We start from the raw sequence: 23,495 nt of genomic DNA on the forward strand, positions 1-23,495 counted from the left end.
GCGCCATGGCGTCCATCAACAAGCGCAGCTGGGCCACGCGGTCCGGCGAATCCCGCTCCGGCTACGAGGTCGAGTGGAAGGACGCTTCCGGCCGCCGCCGGCGCAAGGCCTTCAGCGGGCCCAAGGCGAAGAAGCGGGCCGAGGCGCACAAGACCAAGGTCGAAGCGATCGCGCAGGGGCTGATCGCCGCCCCGGTCGAGCCGGCCGCCGGCGACGCCCCGCCCGTCGTCGTCACCGTGAAGATCGCGGCCGACAACTGGATCACCGACGTCAAGGCGCGCGGCCGCGAGACCTCGACGATCGACAAGTACGAGGATCACCGGGACCTGCATATCGTCCAGGCCGAGATCGTCCGCCGCGACATGCCGGGGACCTGGCGCTTCGGCGATATCCCGCTCGCAGAGCTGACGCCGCCGGACTGCGAGGCGCTGAAGAAGGTGCTGCTCGCCAAGCTGACATCGCGGAACGCCGCGAAGGTCATGACCAGCGTGCGCATGCTGCTCAGCCAGGCCGTGCGCGACGGCCTTTGCCCGGTCAACGTCGGGAGGGAGACCAGGGTCGAGATCATCGACCGGGGCGAGAGCGACGTCGAGATCCCGCCGAAGGATGAGATCAAGGCCCTGCTGTCGGAATCGGCCACCGAAGCGCCGGCGCCACCCACCTTCACCGAGGTCTGGGTCCATCTCGGCGTCTTCGCCGGGCTTCGGCCGTCGGAGCTGCGCGGACTGGCGGTCGAAGACCTGGTGCTGGCCGGCGCCGACACCGGGTTCTGGGTCCGCCGCAAGGCGGATGAGTACGGCATCCTCGGCACCGTCAAGACGAAGCAGTCGCGCCGCTTCATCCGGATCGGCAAGGCCTCGGCCGCGCTGCTGCGCCGGTGGCTGCTGGCGGTGCCGCGCAGCTCGGCGCTGCCCGATCCGGCCCGGAAGGGCGAGACGATCCATCTGCTGCTGCCGACGTCGATCGGCACGGTGCAGAGCCTGGCGAATGTCTACAACCGGGTGTGGGTCCCGCTGTGCCAGGACGCCGGCCTGACCGTCCCGGCCGAGCGCGAGGGTCCAGAGACGGGCGAGACGATCGTCCGCCAGGTCCCGCGCTACTCCCTCAACTGCCTCCGGCACATCCACGCATCGCTTCTGATCGACCAAGGCATGACGCCGAAGCAGGTCCAGATGCGCATGGGTCACAGCTCGATCAAGGTGACCTATGACATCTACGGCAAGCTGTTCGACAAGCGCGACGCCGACCGCGAGATCAGCGCCACCCTCGAGCGCGACCTGCTGTCCTGAGCCCCGTCCCAATGACGTGAACAGGGCGCGAACACCAGCGGCCCCGTATGTGGAGTCCTGTGTGGAGTCGAGGGTGCAAAATAACGCGAAAAGGGGGAATTTGGAGAACGGCGCGGAAAGCGCGGACCGTCTCCGCAACCCGGCCCGGAAGGCCAGGAAAGCCGCCGGATCCAGCGTTCTCTAGGGGAAGAGAGAATGGTGCCCAGGGACGGAGTCGAACCGCCGACACGGGGATTTTCAATCCCCTGCTCTACCAACTGAGCTACCTGGGCGCCGTTGGTTCCGCGATGCGGAGGCCGTGCTTATAGGAAACCGGACGGCGGCTGTCTAGCGCTGATCTTCATCCGGCTGCAATGTTTCTTCGACGTCGTCACCGGGCTTCGTCGGGATCGTGTAAGCCTCGGAAAACCAATGGCCGAGATCGATGTCGGCGCAGCGGCGCGAGCAGAACGGACGGTACTGCTGCACCGTCGGCTTGCGGCAGATCGGGCAACGCCCGCGGGTCTCGGTGGGGGTCGTGGTCATGCTCACAGAATCGGTTCATGGAGGCCCGGCTTCAAGCCCGTAGGCTCAGCCGTTGACGACATCGGCCAGGGCCTGGCCGCGGCGCTCGCGCGCCAGCTCGGCCAAGCCCAGCGGCGACAGGGACTCGCTGAGGTGCACCCGCAGCGGATCATCCCCCAGGGCGCTGCGGAAGGCGTTGAGTAGAGCCGCACGGTCGCCGCCGCGACGCAGCGAGATGAAATCGACGACGACGGTGCCGCCGATGTTGCGCAGCCGCAGCTGGCGGGCGATCTCCACCGCCGCCTCGCGGTTGGCGCGGACATGGTCGGGCGCCCGGCCGCCATCGACGTCGATCACGGTCAGCGCCCGGGTGGCCTCGATAGTGATGCTGCCGCCGGAGGGCAGCGGCACGGTCGGCGTCAGCAACGTGTCCAGGGCATCGCCCAGCGGCGCCGCGCCGGCGGCGATACGGGGCGCGAGATCGGGTATGGCCGCGGCCGCCCAGCGCTGCAGCGGCGGCAGCAAAGCGGCGCCGTCGACCACGATTCGGGCGGCGTCCGGATGGTCCAGGATCAGACGGCGGGCAGCCCCTGGCGCCGGCTCCAGCAGTGCCGGGGCCCGCGTCGCCTCGGCGCGGTCGGCGACCGCCTCCCAGCGCCGCGCCAGCCGCATTGCCTCGTCCAGCACTTGGTCGACCGCCATTCCGGCGCTCGCGGCGCGCACGATCCAGCCGCCTTCGAGCCGCTGCTGCCAATCCCGCTTCGCCGCGGGGCCGAGCCGGCTCGACACGGCCACGTTCGCCGAGAACGGCAGATGGATCAGGCCGGCGCCGGGCAGTGCCACGTCGCGCGTGGCCTCCGCCCCCTTCTCGCCCCGGGGGTCGGCGACCACCTGGACGACCACCGGCGCGCCGGCCCGCAGCGAGTCCGCCTCCGGCCCCCGCAGCGGCAGGAAGGCGCTGCGGCCGGTGCCGATGTCGAGGAAGGCGGCAGCGGAGACGCGGTCGACCCGCTCGACCCGCGCCAACACCACCGCGCCGGCCAGGCTCGGCCGGGACAGGCGCTCCGCGGCAAGGTCGGTCAAGCGGCCATCGATCACCACGCCGGCCAGCAGCAAGCCGTCCGTCGCGGTGATTTCGACCGACTTCACCAGCGATAGCCCGCGCCGCCGAGCAGCTGCGAGGTCTCGAACAGCGGCAGGCCGACGATGTTTGAATAGGAGCCTTCGATCGCCCGGATCAGCGCCGCCGCCCGCCCCTGGATGGCGTAGCCGCCGGCCTTGCCGCGGCCCTCGCCCGAGGCGACATAGGCCTCGATCTCGCCGGGTGTCAGGTGCTTGAAGATCACGCTGCTCTGCACCAGCCGATGGCGCATGGTGCCGTCGGGCGCGATCAGGCAGACGCCGCCATGGACTCGGTGGCGCCGGCCGGACAGCAGCTCCAGGCACTGCCGCAGCTCGGCGCCGGTCTCGGCCTTGGGCAGGATTCGCCGGCCGCAGCCGACCACGGTGTCGGCCGCCAGGACGAAGGCGCCGGGCGCCCGGGCCCGAATCGCCTCAGCCTTGGCCTGGGCCAGGCGCCTGGCGTGCGGGCCGGGCAGCTCGCGCTTCAGCGGGGTTTCGTCGAGATCGGCAGGCAAGACCTGGTCTGGCACGATGCCGATCTGGCGCAACAAATCGAGACGCCTCGGCGAGGCCGAGGCGAGCACAAGCAGGTCGGTCCTGCCCGTCCTTTCCGGATCGGGCACGGCTGTTACTTGAAGCGGAAGGTGATGCGACCCTTGGACAGGTCGTACGGGGTCATCTCGACATTGACCCGGTCCCCCGCCAGCACCCGGATGCGGTTCTTGCGCATCTTGCCTGAGGTGTGCGCGAGAACTTCGTGGTCGTTGTCGAGCTTCACCCGGAACATCGCGTTGGGGAGCAGCTCGGTCACGGTGCCCGAGAACTCGATCAAATCTTCCTTGGCCATCCAAACTCGCCATGTTGAGAATCCGCCCAAGAAGTGGGCGACCGAACTTGTTGGGTCAAGAAATTTGTGCGGTTTCGTGCCGCGCTTCGGCCATGTCTTCGCCGATGAGTCAGGTCCATGAAGGCAGGTCGTGCACCGGCGATCGCTCTCGGAGAGGCTCCAACTCATCCAATGCCGCGAACGGCCCATTTCCGAACAGCTCGATCAGGCTGACGGTTGCCGATGGCGCGAGCCGAGCGTAGTCGGCGGCAGACAGGACCACGACGGCATCCTGCCCATCCAGAGCGACCCGCTGCGGCCCGATTTCCTGGGAGCGCCGAACGACCTCGCCGAATTGAGTCTCGGCGTCCTCGCATTTCCAGACCGGCAGGGCGAATAGTAGATAGGGCTTGTTCGGGAGCATCCGTCCTCCCCCTTATTGTCATTGCCGGGCTTGACCCGGCAATCCAGGAGCCACCCAGAGCGGCATCGACATTCTCTGGATGCCCGGGGCAAGCTCGAGCGTGACAGTTTAAAATAGAATCGTGACCTCGAATACCTTCTTCCGGTTGCTGCCCTTCTTCAGCCAGACGGTCGTGGGTCAAGCCCGGCAATGACAGCAAGATGGCTATCGCCCAAAGACAGCCGTCACGCTCGCTCCCTCGCCCGATCACCGAAACGCTCGCGGATACGGGCCAGCAGCATGTCGCGGACCTGGCGGAAGGCGGCCAGCCGGGTCTCGCGGTTGCCCTCGACGGCGGTCGGGTCGTAGGTATTCCAGAACTCCAGGTCGCAGGCCGTGGTGCGGGTCATCTCCACCGCCCGGTGCTGGGCCTCCGGCGACAACGAGATCACCAGGTCGAAATTGTCGTCCTCGAGGTCGTCGAACCCCTTCGGCCGGTGCCGGCTGAGGTCGATGCCGATCTCCTTCATCACCGCCACGGCGAACGGGTCGAGCTCATCCGGCCGCACCCCGACGCTGTCGACGAAGATGCGCGACCCCGCCACATGCTTCAGGATCGCCTCGGCCATGGCAGAGCGGATCGCGTTCTGGGTGCAGGCGAAGAGGACGCTGGTCGGCCCCGCCATCGCTCAGCCGCGGATCTGCAGGACGCACAGCAGCGTGAACAGCCGCCGCGCCGTGGCATGGTCGATCGCGATCCGGTCGGCCAGCCGCTCGCCAAGCAGCACCGAGCCCTCGTCATGCAGCCCGCGCCGCCCCATGTCGATCGCCTCGATCTTCGACGGCGGCGCCGTCTTGATCGCGGCGTAGTAGGTCTCGCAGACCAGGAAATAGTCCTTGATGATCCGGCGGAACGGCTGGACCGGCAGGGCCACGCGCTTGGGCTCGCCCACTTGCCCGCTCGTGATCTCGAAAATCAGCCGGTTCTCCTCCATGCGCAGGCGCAGGCGGTAGGGGCCGGCCGGGCCCGAGACCAAGCGGAAGCTGTTCTGCTCGATCAGGTCGTGGATCGCCACCCGGCGCTCATGCGCCACCTCCGGCGACCGGCGGACGGCGGCGCTCTCGTCGATCACGATCTCGACGAGGCGCCCCTCCTCCGCGTCCCCGGCCGGGCCGCTCATCCCTTCAGCCGCTGGGCGATCGATAGCGCATGCGCCTCCAGCCCCTCGGCCCGGGCCAGCCGCACCGCCGACGGCCCGATCCTGGCCAGGCCCGCCGCGTCGCAGCGCACCAGCGTGGTACGCTTGACGAAGTCGAAGACACTGAGGCCGCTGGCGAAGCGGGCGCTGCGCGCGGTCGGCAGCACATGGTTCGGCCCGGCGACATAGTCGCCGACCGCCTCCGGCGCGTGGCGGCCGAGGAAGATCGCCCCGGCATGGCGCACCCGGTCGGCGATGCGGTCCGGGTCGGCGACCGCGAGCTCGAGATGCTCCGGCGCCAGCCGGTCGATCAGGGCCGACGCATCGTCCAGCGACCCGACCACGATCACGCCGCCCTGGTCGCGCCAGCTGGTGCCGGCGATCTCCGCCTTCGGCAGCCGCGCCAGCACCCGGTCCACCGCCGCGGTCACGGCATCGGCGAAGGCCGCGTCGTCGGTGACCAGCACCGACTGGGCGTGGGTGTCGTGCTCGGCCTGGGATAGCAGGTCGACCGCGATCCACTCCGGGTCGTTGCCGGCATCGGCCACCACCAGGATCTCGGACGGGCCGGCGATCATGTCGATGCCGACGGCGCCGAAGACCTGGCGCTTGGCCTCGGCGACATAGGCGTTGCCTGGGCCGGTGATCTTGTCGACCGGGCGGATGCTGGCAGTGCCGTAGGCCAGCGCCGCCACCGCCTGGGCGCCGCCGACGCGCCAGATCTCGGTCACCCCGGCCCGCTCCGCCGCGGCCAGCACCAGCGGGTTCAGCACCCCGTCCGGCGCCGGCACCACCATGGCGATGCGCCCGACCCCCGCCACCCTCGCCGGAATCGCGTTCATCAGGACGGAGCTCGGATAGTTGGCGAGGCCACCGGGGACATAGATCCCGACCGCATCGATCGGCGTCCAGCGGGCGCCGAGGCCGATGCCGTCCGCGTCGACATAGGACAGGCTCGGCAGCTCGGTCCTGGCATGAAAGGACTCGATCCGCCGGGCCGCCAGGTCCAGCGCCGCCAGGGTCTCGGCATCCACCTGCGCCTTGGCCGCGGCGATTTCCTCGGCGCTGATTCTCAGGGTCTCCGACGTCAGCCGCACCCGGTCGAAACGCTCGGTGAAGGCGATCAGCGCCGCGTCGCCGCGCGCCCGGGTCTCGGCGATGATGGTCGCGACCACGCCGGCGACATCGGCATGGGCGCCGCGGCGGGCCGAGACGAAGGCCTCGAAGTCCTCGGCGAAGCCGGGCGAGCGGGCATCAAGACGCAGCGGCATGGACGGCGTTCCGGAAACGGTCGACCCAGCCGGCGATCTCCTCCGGCCGGGTCTTGAAGGCGGCGCGGTTGACGATCAGCCGCGAGGTGACGTCGGCGATGTGCTCGATCTCGCGCAGCCCGTTCGCCTTCAGCGTCGACCCCGACGAGACCAGGTCGACGATGCGGCGGCACAGGCCCAGCGTCGGCGCCAGTTCCATCGCCCCGTTCAGCTTGATGCACTCGGCCTGCACCCCGCGGGCGGCAAAGTGACGGCGGGTGACGTGCGGGTATTTGGTGGCGACGCGGATATGGCTCCAGCGCCGCGGGTCGTCGGTCTCGGCCAGGTCCACCGGCTCGGCCACCGCCAGACGGCAGGCGCCGATGCCGAGGTCGAGCGGCGCGTAGAGCTCGGGATAGTCGAACTCCATCAGCACGTCGTTCCCGGCGACGCCGATCTGTGCCGCGCCGAAGGCGACGAAGGTGGCGACGTCGAAGGACCGCACCCGGATCAGCCGGATATGCGGATGGTTGGTGGCGAAGGACAGACCGCGGTGCCGCGGGTCGTCGAAGGCCGGCTCCGGCTCCAGCCCGGCCTGCGTCATCAGCGGGCGCAGCTCGTCCAGGATGCGGCCCTTGGGCAGGGCGATGGTGAGGGGGTCGGGTACGGTCATGGCGCCGGCTTCCGCGAGAACGGCCGGCACCATAGCCGAAAGCGCAGCTGCGAGACCAGAAGAGCCCGCGACTCGCCCATGCGTGAAGGGAAGGGCCGCTACCCCTGCCCCGCCGCCGCGGCGAAGGCCCGGCTGATCAGCGCCTTGGCGTCGTCCTGCACCTGCCGCAGGTGATCCTCGCTGCGGAAGCTCTCGGCATAGATCTTGTAGACCTCCTCGGTGCCCGAGGGCCGGGCCGCGAACCAGCCATTGGCGGTCGCCACCTTGATGCCGCCGAAGGACTGGCCGTTGCCAGGCGCCTTGGTTAGCGTCTGGGTCACCGGGTCGCCGCCGAGCTGGCTGGCGCCGAGGGCTTCCGGCGTCAGCGTCTTGAACACCTGCTTCTGGGCGCTGCTGGCCGGCGCATCGGCGCGGGCGTACCAGGCGGTGCCCAGCTCCTGCGTCAGCCCGGCATAGAGCTCGCTCGGATCGCGGCCGGTGACGGCGGTGATTTCCGCCGCCAGCAGGCCGAGGATGACGCCATCCTTGTCGGTGGTCCACACCGTGCCGTCCTGGCGCAGGAAGGAGGCGCCGGCGCTCTCCTCGCCGCCGAAGCCGACCGACCCGTCGCTCAGGCCCTCGACGAACCATTTGAATCCGACCGGCACCTCCAGCAGGCGGCGGCCCAGCTTGGCGGCGACGCGGTCGATCATGCTGCTGCTGACCAGCGTCTTGCCGACGGCGCTGTCGGCGCGCCAGCCCTTGCGGTGCTGGAACAGATAGGCGATCGACGCCGCCAGGAAGTGGTTCGGGTTCATCAGCCCGGCGGTGCGGGTGACGATGCCGTGGCGGTCGGCGTCGGTGTCGTTGGCGAAGGCCACGTCGAACTTGTCCCGCAGGCCCAGCAGCCGGGTCATGGCGTAGGGCGAGGAGCAGTCCATGCGGATCTTGCCGTCCCAATCCGCGGTCATGAAGCGGAAGGTCGGGTCGACCAGGTCGCTGACCACGGTCGCGGCGATGCCGTAGCGGTCGATCAGCGGCTTCCAGTAGCCGACGGCGGCGCCGCCCAGCGGGTCGATGCCGATCTTGACGCCGGAGGAGCGGATCGCCTCGAGATCGACGACGCTGCCGAGGTCGCCGACATAGCCATCGATGTAGTTGTGGCGATGCGTGGTGGCCGCCTTCAGGGCGCGGGCCAGCGGCACACGCTGCACCCCGTCCATGCCCTTGCCGATCAGCTCGTTGGCCGTGCGCTCGATCCAGCCCGTCACCTCGGTGTCGGCCGGGCCGCCGTTCGGCGGGTTGTACTTGAACCCGCCATCCTCCGGCGGGTTGTGCGACGGGGTGACGACGATCCCGTCCGCCAGCCCGGAGGTCCGGCCGCGATTGTAGGTCAGGATGGCGTGGGAGATCACCGGCGTCGGGGTGTAGCCGCCGTCCCGGTCGATCATGGTCTCGACGCCGTTCGCCGCCAGCACCTCCAGCGCGCTGGCCAGCGCCGGCTCCGACAAAGCGTGACTGTCGATGCCGATGAACAGCGGCCCGTCGATGCCGGCGCGCTTGCGGTACAGGCAGATCGCCTGGGTGATGGCGAGGATGTGGTCCTCGTTGAAGCTGCCGGCGAAGGCCGTGCCGCGATGGCCGGAGGTGCCGAAGGCGACGCGCTGCGCCGGGTTGGCCGGGTCGGGCTTCGTCGTGAAATACGCCGTGATCAGCCGCGGCAGGTTGACCAGATCGGCCGGATCGACGAGCTTTCCTGCGCGCGGGCTGACCATCTGCGTCCCTCCCTGGGCTCGGTTTCGGATCTCCCGGCAAATTGCGCCAGCCGGCGGCGTCTGTCGAGGCGGGGGGCGCCTCGGTTTTCGCTTTCGCCTGCCCGCCGGGTGCGGGCAAATGGACAAGGCAGCAGGGGCGACGCCTTGGACCGGATCGAGAGCACCGCGGGCAGGACTGCCGAGGGCAGAATTCGGGCGCGATGGCAGCGCGACCCGGAGGGCATGCGCCAGCGCATCCTCGCGGCAGCGCTGGCCGAGTTCACCCGGCACGGCTTCGGCGGCGCCCGGATCGACCGGATCGCCGCGGCCGCCGGCGCCAACAAACGCATGCTGTACTACCATGTCGGCAACAAGGAGACGCTGTACTTGGCGGTGCTGGAGGCGACCTATGCCCGCATCCGCACCGCCGAGCGCGCGCTGAATCTGGAAAGCCTGGCGCCGGACGCCGCCATCGCCCGGCTGGTCGAGTTCACCTGGAGCTATTTCCTGGAGAACCCGGACTTCCTGACCATGCTGAACCAGGAGAACCTGTACCAGGCCCGGCACCTGAAGCAGTCGCCCAATGTCCGCCCGCTGCATTCGCCCTTCGTCGAGATGATCGGCGAGGTGCTGGGCCGCGGCGTCGCCGCCGGCGCCTTCCGGGCCGGGATCGACCCGGTGCAGCTCTACATCTCGATCGCCGGCCTGGCCTATTTCTACGTCTCGAATCGCTGGACGCTCGGCGTCATCTTCGACCGCGACCTGTTCGAGCCCCAGGCCCGCGCCGACCGCCTGGCCCATATGACGGACCTGGTGCTGTCGGCGCTGCGGCCCTGACGCCGCTTTACAGCACGAAGTCGCCGGCAACAAGGGTGAGGTTGCCGGTGAGCTGGATGTGGAAGTCTGAGGTGCTCAGGCCATTGGCTCCGCCGTTGCCGCCCAGCACGTCGTCGCCGAGCCGGCGAGGTTCTCGATCGTGGTCAGGGTGTCGCCCGCGGCCTCGCCCCCCGAGCCGGAGCCCGTGCCGAGGTCGACGGACACCCCGGCGCCGCCATCAAGGCCATCGGCGCCGGCCGCGCCGATGAGCGTGTCGTCGCCGTCGCCGCCGGACAGCCCATTGGCATCGCCGTCGCCGCGCAGTTGGTCGTTGAAGGACGACCCGGCCAGGTTCTCGATGTCGTCGAGGGTGTCGCCCTGGGCGTCGCCGCCCGTGCCGGTGCCGCTCTGCAGGTCAACCTGCACACCCGCGCCCCCGCCGAGATAGGTGACCGTGTCGACGCCGCCGCCACCCTGGAGGTCGTCGGCGCCGGCCCCGCCGGAAAGCGAGTCGTCGTCGCTGCCGCCGAACAGGGTGTCGGCACCGTCGGCGCCGGAGAGCGTGTCGTTGCCGGCGCCGCCGGTGAGGGTGTTGGCCGCGCCGTTGCCGGTCAGGAAGTCGGTGGCGATCGTGCCGATGACGTTCTCGATGTTCACCAGCACGTCGCCCTGGGCGTCGCCGGAGGTGCCCTGGCCGGTGCCCAGGTCGACGACGACCGGCGTGACCGAGCCGTCGTACCGGAGCGTGTCGTCGCCGTCGAAGCCGTTGATAGTCTCGATGCCGTCGGGGTTGGCTGGATCGCCCGGATTGAACCCGACCAGGGTGTCGTTGCCGGCGGTGCCGTTGATGATGATGGCCATTGATTTGTCCTCCCTGTCGGGTTCTGCGGCCCGGGCTGATGCGGAATGGGGAAAATTTAGCAGGGGCGGCCGGATATCTGGTTAGGCCCATGTTCGCGGTTGCCCTCGGCGATGGCGGCCGCCTCGCCCCCATCAGGGGGATATGGCTGACCGGCCGATCGGTGCGACATGAGCCGGATGGTGATCCGGGCGCCGATGCCCGTCGACCAGGGGTGCCGCACGACCCGATCCATGAGTCGGCGAGGTGCTAGGCCGCGGCGTCGCCGCCGGCGCGTTCCGGGCCGGGATCGACCCGATGCAGCTCTACATCTCGATCGCCGGCCTGGCCTATTTCTACGTCTCGAACCGCTGGACGCTCGGCGTCATCTTCGACCGCGACTTGTTCGAGCCCCAGGCCCGCACCGACCGCCTGGCCCATATGTCATGGCACAGCGACGGCCTGCGCGTTCAGCATCTAAGGTCTGGAACGGCCGTCAGGCCATGTGGACAGCGCTTGCTCGGCAACAGCGTCCAGCATGTCTCGGCTGAAACCGGCTTTCGCTTGCACCGCCATGCCGTGAGTGACAGCCATTACGAAGGCCGCGAGGGCATCGGGTTTGGCCGTCTCCGGCAAGTCGCCCTCGGCCTTTGCCCGTTCGAAGCGGTCCCGAATCTGCGCCTGAGCCGCCGCGCGATAATCGATCAACGCCTGTCGCACGGGCTCCGCTTCATCCGATCCCGCCAGGGCCCCATTGATCGCCATGCACCCCCTGTGGTCGGGATAACGCGAGTTGAGCTCGGCTGCATTGTACAGGATGTGCGCCGCAACCTGGCGCGCGGTGGGCAGCCGAAGCGCCTCCGGCAGGTAGCCTAGATATCGCTCGTCATAGCGAGCCAGGGCCCGGCGGAACAGCGCTTCCTTGTTGCCGAATGCGGAATAGAGGGCGGGTCTCTCGACACCGGCGGCCTCGACCAAGTCGGCATAGGACGCGCCCTCGTAGCCCTTGCGCCAGAACACGCATAGCGCGGCGTCGAGCACCGTCTCCATGTCGAATTCGCGATGGCGTCCCATCAGCCCAGCTCAGCATTTATCATAATGGCCATTACTAAACCGCTTGACAGCTCTTGTCCAGATTTCATACCAAACGTTATCGTAACGTTGATTACGAAACGAAATATCGCTCGCTGAAAGGATCCTCATGGAGACCATATTGAAGGGCAAGGTCGCCCTCGTGACCGGCGGCTCGCGCGGGCTCGGTGCCGCTACGGCGGAGGCGCTAGCCGACCAGGGGGCGGATGTGGCGATCAGCTACGTCGCGTCGGCCGAGAAGGCCGAAGCCGTGGTCGAGACGCTGAAGGCGAAGGGCGTGCGCGCTCTCGCGATCCGGAGCGACCAGGCCGACACGGCCGCGGCCAGGCCGCTGGTCGACACGGTGGTGGCGCATTTCGGCAGGCTCGACATCCTGGTCAACAATGCCGCGATCGCCGTGCAGGGCAAGACGGTCGACCATCCTGATCTCGACACGGTCAATCTCGATCGGCAATGGCAGATCAACGTCATGGGCGCGGTGGCGACCACGCGCGCGGCGGCCCCGGTGCTGCCGGATGGCGGCCGGATCATCTTCATCGGCTCCCTCCTGGGCAGCCGCATCCCGTTCACCGGCGTCGCCGACTACGCGGGAACCAAGGCGGCCATCGCCGGATATGCGAAGGGCGTCGCCCGCGATCTCGGCGGTCGCCGCATCACGGTCAACATCGTCCAGCCCGGCATCATGCCGACCGACATGGCGGCAGAGGTGCGCGACAAGCTCCCCGCCGCGGTCATGGACCTGCACCCCATCCGTCGGATCGCGACGCTCGAGGAGGTGTCGGCCCTCGTCTGTTTTCTGGCCGGGCCGAACGGCGGCTACATCACCGGCAGCGTGATCGACGTGGCCGGCGGCCTGCAGGTCTGAGCGCCGGAGCTCAGGACCGAGAGGTCCGAGCTCTTATACCCACGGCCCAGTACCAACCCGTCATGGCGAGGAGCGAAACAATGTAGCCATCCAGAGGGGCGGTGCCGCTGGGATGGCCACGCCCCTTCGGGGCTCGCCATGACGAGGATGGCTGGAGAGTCGATCTCACAGGCCGCTGACGTTAGTAATTGATCGGCGCCGTGTGAATCAGAACCGACATGCCGCGTCGATCCCGTCTGTGAGTTTACGGCCTAGGTGATCCGCCCGATGAGCAGCCCCAGCGCCCCCGATCGGATCATGGTCTTTGCCGCCGGCAGCCTGCGCGTCGCCCTGCCGGCGCTGGCCGCCGCCTTCATCGCGGCGACGGGAGTCGCGGTCGAAACCCGGCATGGTCCCGCCGGGCTGCTGCGCGAGCGGATCGAGGCCGGCGACCGGCCCGACCTGTTCCTGTCCGCCGATCTCGGCCATCCGAAGCGGCTGGCCGCGGCGGGGTTGGCCGGGCCGCCGGTGCTGTTCGCCCGCAATGCCATGGTCGCCCTGGCCCACCGCCGGGCCGCGGTGACCGGCAGCGCCGAGCTCTTGGACCGGATGCTCGACCCCGCCATCCGCCTCGGCACCTCGACGCCGCTGAAGGACCCGTCGGGCGACTACGCCTGGGCGATCTTCCGCCGGGCCGACCGGGTGCGGCCGGGCGCCTTCGCCCGGCTCGACGCCAAGGCCCTGAAACTGGTCGGCGGGGCCGAGCCGCCGCCGGCCACGGCGACCGCCGCCCCCTACAGCCCGGTCGCCCGGGCCCTTGCCGAGGGCGATGCCGACATCTTCCTCGGCTATGCCACCGGCCTGCGGCCGCTGGCCGCCGAGCATGTGGACCTCACCGTCGTCGACCTGCCGGCCGAGCTGGTGGTCGGCCCGGAATACGGCCTGGCCCTGCTGGCCGGCGGCGCGCCGGACGCGGTCCGCTTCGCCCTGTTTCTGCTGTCGCTGGACGGCCAGGCGCTGCTGCGCCGGGCCGGCTTCTCACCGGTCGCGCTGCCCGCCGAACCCTGACCGGCGACGTTGCCGCCTCAGCCCGATCGATATATACGCTCCCATACAGCGGCGGCACGCCGCCCGCCGGCAGACTCACACGCATAAAAGGGTCCAAGGGGCATGATGACATCGTGGCATCGCGGTCTACGCGGCGCGCTGGCGCTGCTGTGCGCCGCCTGGCTGCTGACGCAGCCGCCGGCCCCTGCCCTGGCGGCCGACACCATCACGGTGACCGACCAGCTCAACCGCAGCGTCGCCGTGCCGGCCGATGTCCAGCGCATCGTCGTGCTGCAGCACCAGACGCTGGACATCCTGGTCGAGCTCGGCGCCGCCGACCGGATCGTCGGCGTGCTGCGCAGCTGGCCCAGCCTGATCCCCGGCCTCGACCGCTACGCGCCGCAGCTGAAGGGCCTGCCGACCCCCGGCGACCTGTCGATGGTCAATGTTGAGGAGCTGCTGCGGCTGAAGCCCGACGTCGTCTTCGTCACCAACTACGCCCCGCCGGCGATGATCGACCAGATCAGCCGGGCCGGCCTCCCGGTGGTCGCCATCTCGCTATCCCAGGGCGAAGGGGTCGAGGCGCCGAAGCTGAACCCGACCTTCGCCGATGACGACACCGCCTATGCCGAGGGGCTGAAGGCCGGGGTGACGCTGATCGGCCGGATCGTCGGCAAGGCCGACCGCGCCGATCAGCTGCTGGACTACGCCTTCAGCCGGCGGAAGCAGGTCGAGGACCGGGTGGCCGGGCTGGCGGCGGGCGACCGCATCCGCCTCTACATGGCCAACCCCGATCTGAACACCTATGGCTCGGGCAAGTACACCGGCGTGATCATGGCCCGGTCGGGCGGGGTCAATGTTGCCGCCGGCGTGCGCGGCGCCACCAAGGTGTCGATGGAGGACATCCTCGCCTGGGACCCGCAGGTGATCTTCGTGCAGGACCGCTACGCCGCGGTCGCCGACCAGATCCGCCAGGGCAGCGCCTGGCAGCATGTCGAGGCGGTGAAGAACGGCCGCATCTACATCACCCCGGAATATGTGAAGCCCTGGGGCTATCCGCTGCCCGAGGCGCTGGCGCTGGGCGAGCTGTGGATGGCCAAGAAGCTCTATCCCAACCGCTTCGCCGACATCGACATGCAGACGGAGGCGACCGCGTACTACCAGCGCTTCTACGGCCAGCCCTACACCGGTCCGAATTAGGTGTCTCGATCACGGGCTTCGATACGATTGACAGCGCTGCTACTGGCGCTGCTGCCTGTCGTCATCTTCCTGCTGTCCTTCCTGGTCGGCCGCTATCCGGTGCCACCGCTGACCGTGATCCGGGTGATCGCGGCGCAGGTCCTGTCGGTGACGCCGGACTGGCCGGCGGTGGTCGGGTCAGTGGTGCTGGATGTCCGCCTGCCCCGCGTGCTCGCCGCCATGATCGTCGGCGGCGGCCTGGCGATGTCCGGCGCCTGTTACCAGGGCGTGTTCCGCAACCCGCTGGTGTCGCCCTTCACCCTCGGCGTCTCGGCCGGGGCCGGCTTCGGCGCCGCCATCGCCATCCTGCTGTTCCAGCAGCGCTACGCCGTCCAGCTCTGCGCCTTCGCCTTCGGCCTCGCCGCCGTCGGCCTGTGTTTCTTCATGAGCCGGATGTACCGGGCGGGATCCACTCTCGTCCTGGTGCTGGCCGGGGTGATCGTCGGGTCGCTGTTCACGGCGCTGCTGTCACTGCTGAAATACGTCGCCGACCCGAACTCCAAGCTGCCGGTGATCGAGTTCTGGCTACTCGGCTCGCTGTCCTCGGTGTCGATGGCCGACATCGCCGCGGTCGCCGTCGTGGCCGTGCCATCCGCCGCCATCCTGCTGCTGCTGCGCTGGCGCATCAACCTGCTGGCCATGGGCGACGAGCAGGCCCGCATCCTGGGCGTCGAGGCCGGGCGGCTGCGGGCCGTGGTGGTGCTGCTGGCCACGCTGATCGCGGCCTCCACCGTGGCGGTCAGCGGCATCATCGGCTGGGTCGGGCTGGTCATCCCCCACTTCGCGCGGATCATCGTCGGCCCGGATTTCCGCAAGCTGCTGCCGGCCACCCTGTCGCTCGGCGCCTGCTACCTGCTGGTGATCGACGACCTGGCACGGTCGGTGACGGCGGCGGAGATCCCGCTCGGCATCCTCACCGCCCTGGTCGGGGCGCCGGCCTTCATGCTGCTGCTGCGCCGCGGGTCGCTGGGATGGGCGTGATCCTGGCGGCAGAGCGGCTGGGCTTCACCTATCCCGGCCGGGCGCGGCGGTGTTCGAGGGCGTCGGCCTCGACGTCTCGGCCGGCGAGATCCTGTGCGTGCTGGGCCCGAACGGCATCGGCAAGTCGACGCTGCTGCGCTGCCTGGCCGGGCTGGTGCCGCCGACCGCCGGCACCGTCCGAATCGCCGGCCGGCCGATCGCCACGCTGGGCCGGGCCGAAATCGCACGCCATCTGGCGCTGGTGCCGCAGAGCCACCAATCCGTCTTCGCCTTCCCGGTCCGCGCCGTGGTCGAGATGGGCCAGGCGCCGCATCTCGGCTGGTTCGGCGTGCCCGGGCGGGAGGATGCGGCCCGGGCCGAAGAGGCGCTGGCGACGCTGGGCATCGCCCATCTGGTCGATGCGCCCTACACCGAGATCAGCGGCGGCGAGCAGCAGCTGGTGCAGATCGCACGGGTGCTGGCGCAGGGGCCGGCGCTGATGATCCTGGACGAGCCGACGGCCCATCTCGACTTCGCCAACCAGGCCCGCTTCCTGGCGCTGGTTCGCCGGCTGGCACGCCAGGGACTGGGCGTGATCTTCACCACCCACGCCCCCGACCACGCCCATGCGCTGGCCGAACGGACCCTGATCCTGTCGCCGTCGCACCCGCCGCAGCTGGGCCCGACCGCCGCCCTGCTGACGGAGGACACTCTGTCGGGCGCCTATGGCGTGCCGATCCGGCTGGTCCGCGCCGACGGCCACGTCGCCTGCGTCGCCATGGTGGAGTGACGCCTGGCCCGGCCTTGGCTACAGCACGAAGTCGCTGACCGTCCGGGCATGGTCGGCGGTGACGTTGATGGCGAAGTCCGAGACCTTGTCGCCGTTGACGTCGACATAGACCACCTGGACCGCCCCGGACGTCACCACCCGCAGCTCGCCGGCGTGGCGGAGCCTGCGCGCGTCTGCACGCCGATCGCGGCTACCATCGTCCCAAACGAACCTCGTCATCCCGCTTTCGAAAGCGGGGATCTCGTCACGGCCTGACTGGCGAGAGATTCCCGCTTTCGCGGGAATGACGACCAAAGGAAGGGCTGGCTCCTCGCACTTCCCCCTCTTGACCCCTGCCCCGCTCCACAGCAGGATTTTAACCAACGGGTTAAATTCTGCCGGGCCAAAGCCCGCGACCGGGAGACGCCGATGGGATCGCGAAGCGCGAAGGGCCGCGCGCTCAGCCTCTTACAGGCGGGCTGGATCCGGCCGGTCATCCTGCTGCTGATCATCATCGTGCTGTGGGACCTGGCGATCCGGGTGTTCCGGCTGCCGCCGTATCAGGTGCCGGCGCCCTGGGACGTGATCGTCACCCTGTGGCGCGACGGGCCGGAGCTGCTGGCGCAATCGGTGCCCACCACCGTCGCCACCGTGCTGGGCTTCCTGCTGTCGGCCGCGATCGGCATCCCGACCGCGATGCTGATCGCAGGCTCCCGCACGGTCGAGGCCTATGTCTATCCGCTGCTGGTGTTCTCGCAGTCGATCCCGAAGGTGGCGATCGCGCCGCTCTTCGTCGTCTGGTTCGGCTTCGGGCTCGAGCCCAAGGTGATCTCGGCCTTCCTGCTCGGCGTGTTCCCGGTCGTGGTCTCGGCGGTGCAGGGCTTCAAATCGCTCGACCCCGACACGCTCGACCTGGCCCGGGCCATGGCCGCCAGCCGCTGGCAGGTGTTCCGCATGGTCGGTCTGCCCGCGGCGATGCCGGCGATCTTCTCCGGCCTCAAGGTCTCGGTGACGCTGGCCGTGGTCGGCGCCGTGGTCGGCGAGTTCGTCGGCGCCAATTCCGGCATCGGCTTCGTGCTGCAGCGCTCGATCGGCAATTTCGAGCTGCCGACCATGTTCGCGGCGCTGGTGATCCTGGCGCTGCTCGGCGTCGTGCTGTTCTGGCTGGTCGATGTCGTCGAGCGCCTGGTGATTCCCTGGCACGCCAGCCGGCGCCGGGAGCTGATCCTCGCCGCCTGACGCGGCGCAACCAATCACAGGGGGAGGAAGAACCATGATCCGCAGCCTGCTGGTCGCCCTCGGCGTCCTGCTCATGGCCGGCTCGGCCCAGGCGGCCGACAAGGTCGTGCTGATGCTGAACTGGTACGTCTATGGCGAGCACACGCCGTTCTTCTACGGCAAGGCCAAGGGCTTCTACGCCGACCAGGGCATCGACCTGGAGATCCAGGAGGGCCGCGGCTCGGCCATGACCGCCCAGGCGGTGGCCGCCGGAACCGTCGGCTTCGGCTATTTCGACGTGCCGACCATGATCAAGGCCGCGGCCAAGGGCGCGCCGCTGGTCTCGGTCGGGGTGCTGCTGCAGAAGAGCCCGATGTCGGTGATGGGTTTCACCGACAAAGGCATCCGCAAGCCGGAGGACATCAAGGGCAAGACCGTGGCCACCACGCCCGGCGATTCGCTGTCGCAGATCTGGCCCTTCTTCCTGCAGAAGACCGGCCTCTCGGAGAGCGACTTCAAGACCGTCTCGGGCGACGCCCAGACCAAGCTGAACGCCGTGATCAACGGCCAGGCCGACCTGCTGCTGGGCTATGCGATGGACCAGAGCATGAAGATCAAGGACGCGACGGGCAAGGACGTCACCCCGATCCTGTTCGCCGATTACGGGGTCAACATGGTGTCCTCGGGCATCGTCGTGCAGAAGGACCTGCTGACCGAGAATCCCGACCTGATCCGCCGCTTCATGGCGGCGACGACCCGGTCGGTCGAGGCGGCTGAGAAGGCGCCGGCCGAGGCCACCGCGGCGACGCTGGCGGCGCTGCCCAAGGCGGGCAAGCCGGAAACGCTGCAGGAGGGCTTCGAGCGCACCATCCCGCTGTACCGGACCGAGGAGACCCAGGGGCAGCGGCCGTTCCGCGTCACCGACGCCAACATGGCCGAGACCGTGAAGCTGCTGGTCGAATATGGCGGCGTCGCCGCCGATGCGGCGAGCGATCCGAAGGCCTTCTACACCAACGAGTTCCTGCCGAAGTGACGGGAATGGGGAAGGCAAAGCTGCATCTGGTCGAGACGGCGGAGGCATCGAGCCCCGCCGTCATCGCCGTCGAGGGCGTGTCGAAGACCTACCGCAGCCGCGACGGCGAGGTGCCGTCGCTGGCGCCACTGGACTTCACCATCGACGAGGGCGAGTTCCTGGTGCTGGTCGGCCCGTCCGGCTGCGGCAAGTCCACGCTGCTGCGCATGATCGCCGGCCTGCTGCCGCCCAGCACCGGCCGGATCCGCCTCGGCGGCCGCACGGTCGACCGGCCGCATGGCGATGCCGGCATCGTGTTCCAGAACGCGCTCCTCCTGCCGTGGCGCAACGTCCTGGCCAATGTGATGATGCCGGTCGAGGTCAAGCGCCTGCCGCGCGACCCGCATCTCGAGCGCGCCCGGCAACTGCTGCGCATGGTCGGGCTGGAGGGGTTCGAGGCCAAGCTGCCCTGGCAGCTGTCCGGCGGCATGCAGCAACGGGTGTCGCTGTGCAGGGCGCTGGTGACCGACCCGCCGATCGTGCTGATGGACGAACCCTTCGGTGCGCTCGACGCCATGACGCGCGAGCGGATGAATGTCGAGCTGCAGCGGATTCAGCGCGAGACCCGCAAGACCATCCTCCTGATCACCCATTCGATTCCGGAGGCTGTGTTCCTGGCCGACCGGGTGCTGGTGATGAGCGAGCGGCCGGGATCGATCGCAGCGGTGTACGACGTGCCGATGCCGAAGCCACGGTCGCTCGACATCCTGGGCGATCCGCGCTTCGTCGAGCTGACCCAGCGCATCCGCGGCCATTTCCGCGCCCAGGGCGGGCTGGACTGACCCGGTCAGTCCGGATGCTGCGGCTTCTGCGGCGTCGGCCAAGGCTCGCCGCGGTCCTCCAGCATCACGTCGATGCCGGCGCCGGCCAGGCGCAGGGTCACGTCCCCGGCGAAGCTCAGCAGGATGCCGCCCTCCTCCGCCGTCACCGCCAGCAGGTCCAGCATCCGCGACCGCTCGCCCAGGTCGAGCTTCCGGCTCTGCACCGCCTCGACGCCCTGGACGCGCACGCCGCATAGGGTGCGCTGCCAGAACTCCTGGCCGTCGACCAGCTGCGCCGGCAGCTCCCAGCAGAAGCGGTTCAGCGCCATCACGAAGCAGCGGTCGGACCGCAGGAAAGTCATGTCGTGCACCGGCACGATCGCATCCTGCAGCGCCGCGGACAGCACCGCGAGGTCGTCCGCGTCGCGCGCCCGCAGGCGCAGGGGAACGGTCGTGTCGGGCGCCATCTCAGTCGCTCTTCAGCCGGGTGATGTCGGCGCCACAGCCGGCCAGCTTCTCCTCCAGCCGCTCATAGCCGCGGTCGAGGTGGTAGACCCGGTTCAGCACCGTCTCGCCCTGGGCCACCAGCCCCGCGATGACCAGCGAGACGCTGGCGCGCAGGTCGGTCGCCATCACCGGGGCGCCGGTCAGCTTCGGCACGCCGCGCACCAGGGCCGAGGCGCCGTGCACGGTGACGTTGGCGCCCATCCGCGCCAGCTCCGGCACATGCATGAAGCGGTTCTCGAAGATCGTCTCGGTGATCATCGAGGCGCCCTTGGCCACCGTCATCAGACCCATCATCTGGGCCTGCAGGTCGGTCGGGAAGCCGGGATAGGGCTCGGTCATCACGTCGACGCCGACCAGGTCGCCGCTGCGGCGCACCTTGAAGCCGTCGGCCGTCGGCTCGAACTCGACCCCGGCGCCGCGCAGCACGTCGGCCGCCGCCTCGATCAGATGCAGGCTCGTGCCGACCAGCTCGACCTCGCCGCCGGTCGCGGCCGCGGCCATGACATAGGTGCCGGTCTCGATCCGGTCGGCGACGATGCGGTGGGTGGCCCGGTGCAGCCGCTCGCGGCCCTGGATCCGGATGGTGTCGGTCCCCGCCCCTTCGATCTGCGCCCCCATGGCGGTGAGGCAGACGGCGAGGTCGACGATCTCCGGCTCGCGCGCCGCATTGACCAGCACGGTCTCGCCGCGGGCCAGCGACGCCGCCATCATCAGGTTCTCGGTGGCGCCGACCGAGACCTTCGGGAACACGATGCGGGCGCCCTGCAGCCCGTTCGGGGCGCGGGCGTTGATGTAGCCCTCGGTGACCTCGATCTCGGCGCCGAGCTGCTCCAGCCCCATGATGTGCAGGTCGACCGGCCGGCTGCCGATGGCGCAGCCGCCGGGCAGCGACACCTTGGCATGGCCCTCGCGCGCCACCAGCGGCCCCAGCACCAGAACGCTGGCGCGCATCTTCCGCACCAGGTCGTAGGGGGCGGTGGTGCTGCGGATGCGGCGGGCGGTCAGCTCGATCACCCTTCCCTGCGCCCCGTCGGAGGCGGCGCCGTTCAGCGCGATCTCGACGCCGTGCTGGGCCAGCAGCGTCGCCAGGGTCGAGATGTCGACCAGATGCGGCAGGTTGGTCAGGGTTAGCGTCTCGTCCGACAGCAGCGCCGCAGCCATCAGCGGCAGCGCCGCGTTCTTCGCCCCGCTGATCGGCAGCCGGCCCTGCAGGGGCCGCCCGCCCCGGATACGAATCTTGTCCATCTTGGCTCCCCCGGGCCCCGGTATGAGATGACGCTACAGCTTCGGCAGGGTGACGCCGCGCTGGCCCATGTATTTGCCGGCCCGGTCGGCATAGGACACCTCGCAGGGCTGGTCGCCCTTGAGGAACAGGAACTGGCAGGCGCCCTCATGGGCATAGATCTTGGCCGGCAGCGGCGTGGTGTTGGAGAATTCCAGCGTCACATGGCCCTCCCATTCCGGCTCCAGCGGCGTGACGTTGACGATGATGCCGCAGCGGGCATAGGTCGACTTGCCCAGGCAGATCACCAGCACGTCGCGCGGGATGCGGAAATACTCGACCGTGCGGGCCAAAGCGAAGCTGTTCGGCGGGATGATGCAGACCGGGCCCTTGCGCTCGACGAAGCTCTTCGGATCGAAGTTCTTCGGATCGACCAGGGCGCTGTCGACATTGGTGAAGACCAGGAACTCGTCGGAGACGCGGGCGTCGTAGCCGTAGCTCGACAGGCCATAGGAGATCGTGCCCTCGCGCTTCTGCCGCTCGACGAAGGGGTCGATCATCTTGTCCTGGAGCGCCCGCTCGCGGATCCAGATATCGGACATGATCGTCACGGCCTAACCCCTCGCCTCATCGTCGCGGCCGGATTCGTCGTCCGGCGCACTCGTCTCGTCCTCGACCGCCGCCCGCCCCCGGCTCTGCGCCTTGCGCCGCGCCAGGTTGGCGCGCAGCGCCGCCGCCTCGCGCTCCTGGCGCGACGGGGCTGCGGGCTTGGCGGCCGGGGGACGACGCTGATCGGTCATTTCGGCTTTGGTATGGCCGATGCGACGCCGTTACGCAACCGGTGCGGAACGGTGGCGCGCACCGTTCCCGGAGACAATCGACAAGCCCCTCGGAAAAGCGCTTGCACCACCCCCGACGCTATGGCAGGTTCCGCGCCGCCTTGAAGGGCCGGGCTGCCGTAGCTCAGTGGTAGAGCACTCCCTTGGTAAGGGAGAGGTCCTGAGTTCAATCCTCAGCGGCAGCACCAGTATTCTCGACATCCCGTTCCTCGCGACCGGCCGTCAGCTGCGGCGGTCGATGGTGCGGTGGAGCCGGTTTCCCTTCACGTCGCGGGCGAAAACGACCAACCCGGCGAATGCCGACGCGTCATCCGGGAACGCCGCGGTGAAGGCCTGGATCAAGTCCCGGTTGCGCCGGTCCGCATCGGCGTCGTCGGTCCACGGCCCGACATCCTGCACCAGCTTCAGAAACAGCTCTCCGCCGACATCGTAGGGGCCGATCTCGCCGATCGTGAAGGTCTGCCCGCCCAGGGACCAGGCACGGGGCCAAGCCCCCTGCAACTCCTTCGGCCGCTGCAATGGAGCCGCATCGGCTTCCTTCCGAATCTCCGACTGCAGCGCGATCTGCAGATTCGGGCCGCGCTCCACCAGCCGCCCGGCCCAGTCATAGAGCAGGAAGGTGGTGAAGGCGTGGCCCTTGTCGCGTTCGCTCCTGGCCGCGTTCAGCAGGTCCATGACCGACCGCCCGGCGATCGTGGTCAGCGCCACCTGGAAATGGGCGACGCGCCAGTCCGGGCCGGCGATCATCCACAGGACGAAGGTCCAGCGCTGATGCCCGCTCTTGCCCTCGATAACGGCATAGCCCTGCTTCGCGGCCTTCCCGTATCTCACCGTGACCTTGCCTTCGGCCGGATCGAAGGTGCCGCAGGGCATCGCGCCGCCGCCCTTCTCCGCCCCGGTCAGAAGCAACGTGCGGCGGACGGCCGGATCCTGGAACGGGCTGACCTGGCTGGCGATCGAGCGCACGGAATTGTCGAAGCTGTCGCGCCCCATGGCCTGCGCAGCCTCGGGAGTCAGCCGGCCATAGGCACCGTCGAGATCGCCATCGACGACCCTGCGCGCGAAATCGAGCCCGGCCTGCTCAATGGCCGTGCGATCGCCGGCCGCGATCTCGTCGTCATGCTCACAGTGGATGGCGAAGAAGTGGATATCGAACTGGGCCGATGCCGGCGTGGCGCCGAGCCCCAGCCACACCGCGACCGCGGCGGCAATCACCACACCGAAACGCATCACAGTCTCCGCGGCTACGCTCCGCAGATCAGTCTGGCGAAG

The 23,495-nt window shown here is 69.3% G+C and carries 28 protein-coding genes, 2 tRNA genes and 1 pseudogene; 12 read left to right on the top strand and 19 right to left on the bottom strand.

Going from position 1 to position 23,495, the window contains the following annotated elements; all coding sequences use genetic code 11:
- Positions 1-5: 5 nt before the first annotated feature.
- Complete coding sequence (locus FFK22_RS09030) at positions 6-1,289, top strand: site-specific integrase (protein WP_138886002.1); 1,284 nt, start codon at positions 6-8, stop codon at positions 1,287-1,289.
- A gap of 196 nt (positions 1,290-1,485) precedes the next feature.
- On the opposite strand, the gene FFK22_RS09035 is transcribed toward FFK22_RS09030, so the two are convergent.
- From FFK22_RS09035 to pgm, 11 genes are all read right to left on the bottom strand, one after another.
- Positions 1,486-1,561 (bottom strand) — tRNA-Phe (locus FFK22_RS09035).
- A gap of 55 nt (positions 1,562-1,616) precedes the next feature.
- On the bottom strand, positions 1,617-1,814 hold the full coding sequence (locus FFK22_RS09040) for a DNA gyrase inhibitor YacG (protein WP_138886001.1): 198 nt from the start codon (positions 1,812-1,814) through the stop codon (positions 1,617-1,619).
- A 45-nt stretch (positions 1,815-1,859) separates the two neighbouring features.
- Positions 1,860-2,942 (bottom strand): ribonuclease E/G, encoded by a 1,083-nt coding sequence (locus tag FFK22_RS09045; RefSeq protein WP_186002386.1) that lies wholly within the window; start codon positions 2,940-2,942, stop codon positions 1,860-1,862.
- Positions 2,939-3,538: a nucleoside triphosphate pyrophosphatase gene (locus tag FFK22_RS09050; protein ID WP_306770087.1), complete on the bottom strand. Its 600-nt coding sequence runs from the start codon at positions 3,536-3,538 to the stop codon at positions 2,939-2,941. Before FFK22_RS09050 ends, FFK22_RS09045 begins: the two co-directional genes overlap by 4 nt.
- Positions 3,539-3,543: 5 nt before the next feature.
- Complete coding sequence (gene infA, locus FFK22_RS09055) at positions 3,544-3,762, bottom strand: translation initiation factor IF-1 (protein WP_138885999.1); 219 nt, start codon at positions 3,760-3,762, stop codon at positions 3,544-3,546.
- Between the two features lie 109 nt (positions 3,763-3,871).
- Positions 3,872-4,165, bottom strand: coding sequence for a type II toxin-antitoxin system prevent-host-death family antitoxin (locus FFK22_RS09060; protein ID WP_138885998.1), 294 nt, complete (start codon positions 4,163-4,165; stop codon positions 3,872-3,874).
- A gap of 224 nt (positions 4,166-4,389) precedes the next feature.
- Positions 4,390-4,830, bottom strand: a complete 441-nt coding sequence (locus FFK22_RS09065) for an arsenate reductase ArsC (RefSeq protein ID WP_138885997.1) — start codon at positions 4,828-4,830, stop codon at positions 4,390-4,392.
- A gap of 3 nt (positions 4,831-4,833) precedes the next feature.
- Positions 4,834-5,325, bottom strand: coding sequence for a UPF0262 family protein (locus tag FFK22_RS09070; protein WP_138885996.1), 492 nt, complete (start codon positions 5,323-5,325; stop codon positions 4,834-4,836).
- Positions 5,322-6,614 (bottom strand): histidinol dehydrogenase, encoded by a 1,293-nt coding sequence (gene hisD / locus FFK22_RS09075; RefSeq protein WP_138885995.1) that lies wholly within the window; start codon positions 6,612-6,614, stop codon positions 5,322-5,324. The genes FFK22_RS09070 and hisD overlap by 4 nt, the downstream gene beginning before the upstream one ends.
- Complete coding sequence (gene hisG / locus FFK22_RS09080) at positions 6,598-7,266, bottom strand: ATP phosphoribosyltransferase (RefSeq protein WP_138885994.1); 669 nt, start codon at positions 7,264-7,266, stop codon at positions 6,598-6,600. The genes hisD and hisG overlap by 17 nt, the downstream gene beginning before the upstream one ends.
- A 98-nt stretch (positions 7,267-7,364) precedes the next feature.
- Positions 7,365-9,020, bottom strand: coding sequence for a phosphoglucomutase (alpha-D-glucose-1,6-bisphosphate-dependent) (gene pgm, locus FFK22_RS09085; RefSeq protein ID WP_138885993.1), 1,656 nt, complete (start codon positions 9,018-9,020; stop codon positions 7,365-7,367).
- A gap of 222 nt (positions 9,021-9,242) precedes the next feature.
- Between pgm and FFK22_RS09090 the strand changes: the two genes are divergently transcribed.
- Positions 9,243-9,836 (top strand): TetR family transcriptional regulator, encoded by a 594-nt coding sequence (locus FFK22_RS09090; RefSeq protein WP_138885992.1) that lies wholly within the window; start codon positions 9,243-9,245, stop codon positions 9,834-9,836.
- 75 nt (positions 9,837-9,911) lie between these two features.
- Here the strand turns inward: FFK22_RS09090 and FFK22_RS09095 are convergent, their stop codons facing one another.
- Positions 9,912-10,676, bottom strand: coding sequence for a calcium-binding protein (locus FFK22_RS09095; RefSeq protein ID WP_138885991.1), 765 nt, complete (start codon positions 10,674-10,676; stop codon positions 9,912-9,914).
- A gap of 244 nt (positions 10,677-10,920) precedes the next feature.
- On the opposite strand from FFK22_RS09095, the pseudogene FFK22_RS44760 reads away from it, so the two are divergent.
- Positions 10,921-11,085 (top strand): annotated as a pseudogene (locus FFK22_RS44760) (TetR/AcrR family transcriptional regulator); the annotation flags it as partial.
- 45 nt (positions 11,086-11,130) lie between these two features.
- Here FFK22_RS44760 and FFK22_RS09100 read toward each other — a convergent pair.
- On the bottom strand, positions 11,131-11,727 hold the full coding sequence (locus tag FFK22_RS09100; protein WP_138885990.1) for a TetR/AcrR family transcriptional regulator: 597 nt from the start codon (positions 11,725-11,727) through the stop codon (positions 11,131-11,133).
- Between the two features lie 127 nt (positions 11,728-11,854).
- Here FFK22_RS09100 and FFK22_RS09105 point away from each other — a divergent pair, with 127 nt between their 5' ends.
- The 5 genes from FFK22_RS09105 (at position 11,855) to FFK22_RS09125 (ending at position 16,625) form a co-directional block, all read left to right on the top strand.
- Positions 11,855-12,610, top strand: coding sequence for an SDR family NAD(P)-dependent oxidoreductase (locus tag FFK22_RS09105; RefSeq protein WP_138885989.1), 756 nt, complete (start codon positions 11,855-11,857; stop codon positions 12,608-12,610).
- A gap of 267 nt (positions 12,611-12,877) precedes the next feature.
- Positions 12,878-13,657, top strand: a complete 780-nt coding sequence (locus tag FFK22_RS09110; protein ID WP_138885988.1) for a substrate-binding domain-containing protein — start codon at positions 12,878-12,880, stop codon at positions 13,655-13,657.
- A 102-nt stretch (positions 13,658-13,759) separates the two neighbouring features.
- Entirely contained in the window at positions 13,760-14,836 is a 1,077-nt protein-coding gene (locus FFK22_RS09115; RefSeq protein ID WP_306770088.1) for an ABC transporter substrate-binding protein, read from the top strand.
- A 27-nt stretch (positions 14,837-14,863) separates the two neighbouring features.
- Entirely contained in the window at positions 14,864-15,856 is a 993-nt protein-coding gene (locus tag FFK22_RS09120) for an iron ABC transporter permease (RefSeq protein WP_221938490.1), read from the top strand.
- Between the two features lie 49 nt (positions 15,857-15,905).
- On the top strand, positions 15,906-16,625 hold the full coding sequence (locus FFK22_RS09125; protein WP_138885987.1) for an ABC transporter ATP-binding protein: 720 nt from the start codon (positions 15,906-15,908) through the stop codon (positions 16,623-16,625).
- An 18-nt stretch (positions 16,626-16,643) separates the two neighbouring features.
- Here the strand turns inward: FFK22_RS09125 and FFK22_RS09130 are convergent, their stop codons facing one another.
- Positions 16,644-16,844 carry a hypothetical protein gene (locus tag FFK22_RS09130; RefSeq protein WP_138885986.1) on the bottom strand — a complete coding sequence of 67 codons (201 nt, stop codon included), beginning with the start codon at positions 16,842-16,844 and terminating at the stop codon, positions 16,644-16,646.
- Positions 16,845-17,033: 189 nt separating this feature from the next.
- Here FFK22_RS09130 and FFK22_RS09135 point away from each other — a divergent pair, with 189 nt between their 5' ends.
- The 3 genes from FFK22_RS09135 to FFK22_RS09145 are packed head-to-tail and all read left to right on the top strand — an operon-like array spanning position 17,034 to position 19,676.
- Positions 17,034-17,843, top strand: coding sequence for an ABC transporter permease (locus tag FFK22_RS09135; RefSeq protein ID WP_138885985.1), 810 nt, complete (start codon positions 17,034-17,036; stop codon positions 17,841-17,843).
- Positions 17,844-17,877: 34 nt separating this feature from the next.
- Positions 17,878-18,855, top strand: a complete 978-nt coding sequence (locus tag FFK22_RS09140) for an ABC transporter substrate-binding protein (RefSeq protein ID WP_138885984.1) — start codon at positions 17,878-17,880, stop codon at positions 18,853-18,855.
- 5 nt (positions 18,856-18,860) lie between these two features.
- Positions 18,861-19,676 (top strand): ABC transporter ATP-binding protein, encoded by an 816-nt coding sequence (locus tag FFK22_RS09145; RefSeq protein ID WP_138885983.1) that lies wholly within the window; start codon positions 18,861-18,863, stop codon positions 19,674-19,676.
- A gap of 5 nt (positions 19,677-19,681) precedes the next feature.
- Here the strand turns inward: FFK22_RS09145 and FFK22_RS09150 are convergent, their stop codons facing one another.
- From FFK22_RS09150 to FFK22_RS09165, 4 genes are read right to left on the bottom strand one after another with little or no spacing between them, the layout of a single operon-like run.
- Positions 19,682-20,122, bottom strand: coding sequence for a DUF2948 family protein (locus FFK22_RS09150; RefSeq protein WP_138885982.1), 441 nt, complete (start codon positions 20,120-20,122; stop codon positions 19,682-19,684).
- Between the two features lies 1 nt (position 20,123).
- Complete coding sequence (murA, locus tag FFK22_RS09155) at positions 20,124-21,407, bottom strand: UDP-N-acetylglucosamine 1-carboxyvinyltransferase (protein ID WP_138885981.1); 1,284 nt, start codon at positions 21,405-21,407, stop codon at positions 20,124-20,126.
- A 33-nt stretch (positions 21,408-21,440) separates the two neighbouring features.
- The gene (gene dcd / locus FFK22_RS09160; protein ID WP_138885980.1) at positions 21,441-21,995 is read right to left on the bottom strand and encodes a dCTP deaminase; all 555 of its coding nucleotides are present in this window, start codon (positions 21,993-21,995) and stop codon (positions 21,441-21,443) included.
- A 3-nt stretch (positions 21,996-21,998) separates the two neighbouring features.
- The gene (locus FFK22_RS09165; RefSeq protein ID WP_138885979.1) at positions 21,999-22,184 is read right to left on the bottom strand and encodes a hypothetical protein; all 186 of its coding nucleotides are present in this window, start codon (positions 22,182-22,184) and stop codon (positions 21,999-22,001) included.
- 152 nt (positions 22,185-22,336) lie between these two features.
- Here FFK22_RS09165 and FFK22_RS09170 point away from each other — a divergent pair.
- A tRNA-Thr gene (locus tag FFK22_RS09170) sits at positions 22,337-22,411 on the top strand.
- A gap of 34 nt (positions 22,412-22,445) precedes the next feature.
- Here FFK22_RS09170 and FFK22_RS09175 read toward each other — a convergent pair.
- On the bottom strand, positions 22,446-23,453 hold the full coding sequence (locus FFK22_RS09175; RefSeq protein ID WP_138885978.1) for a hypothetical protein: 1,008 nt from the start codon (positions 23,451-23,453) through the stop codon (positions 22,446-22,448).
- Positions 23,454-23,495 lie beyond the last annotated feature (42 nt).

Source organism: Mycobacterium sp. KBS0706 (assembly GCF_005938675.2).
Lineage (GTDB): Bacteria > Pseudomonadota > Alphaproteobacteria > DSM-16000 > Inquilinaceae > Inquilinus.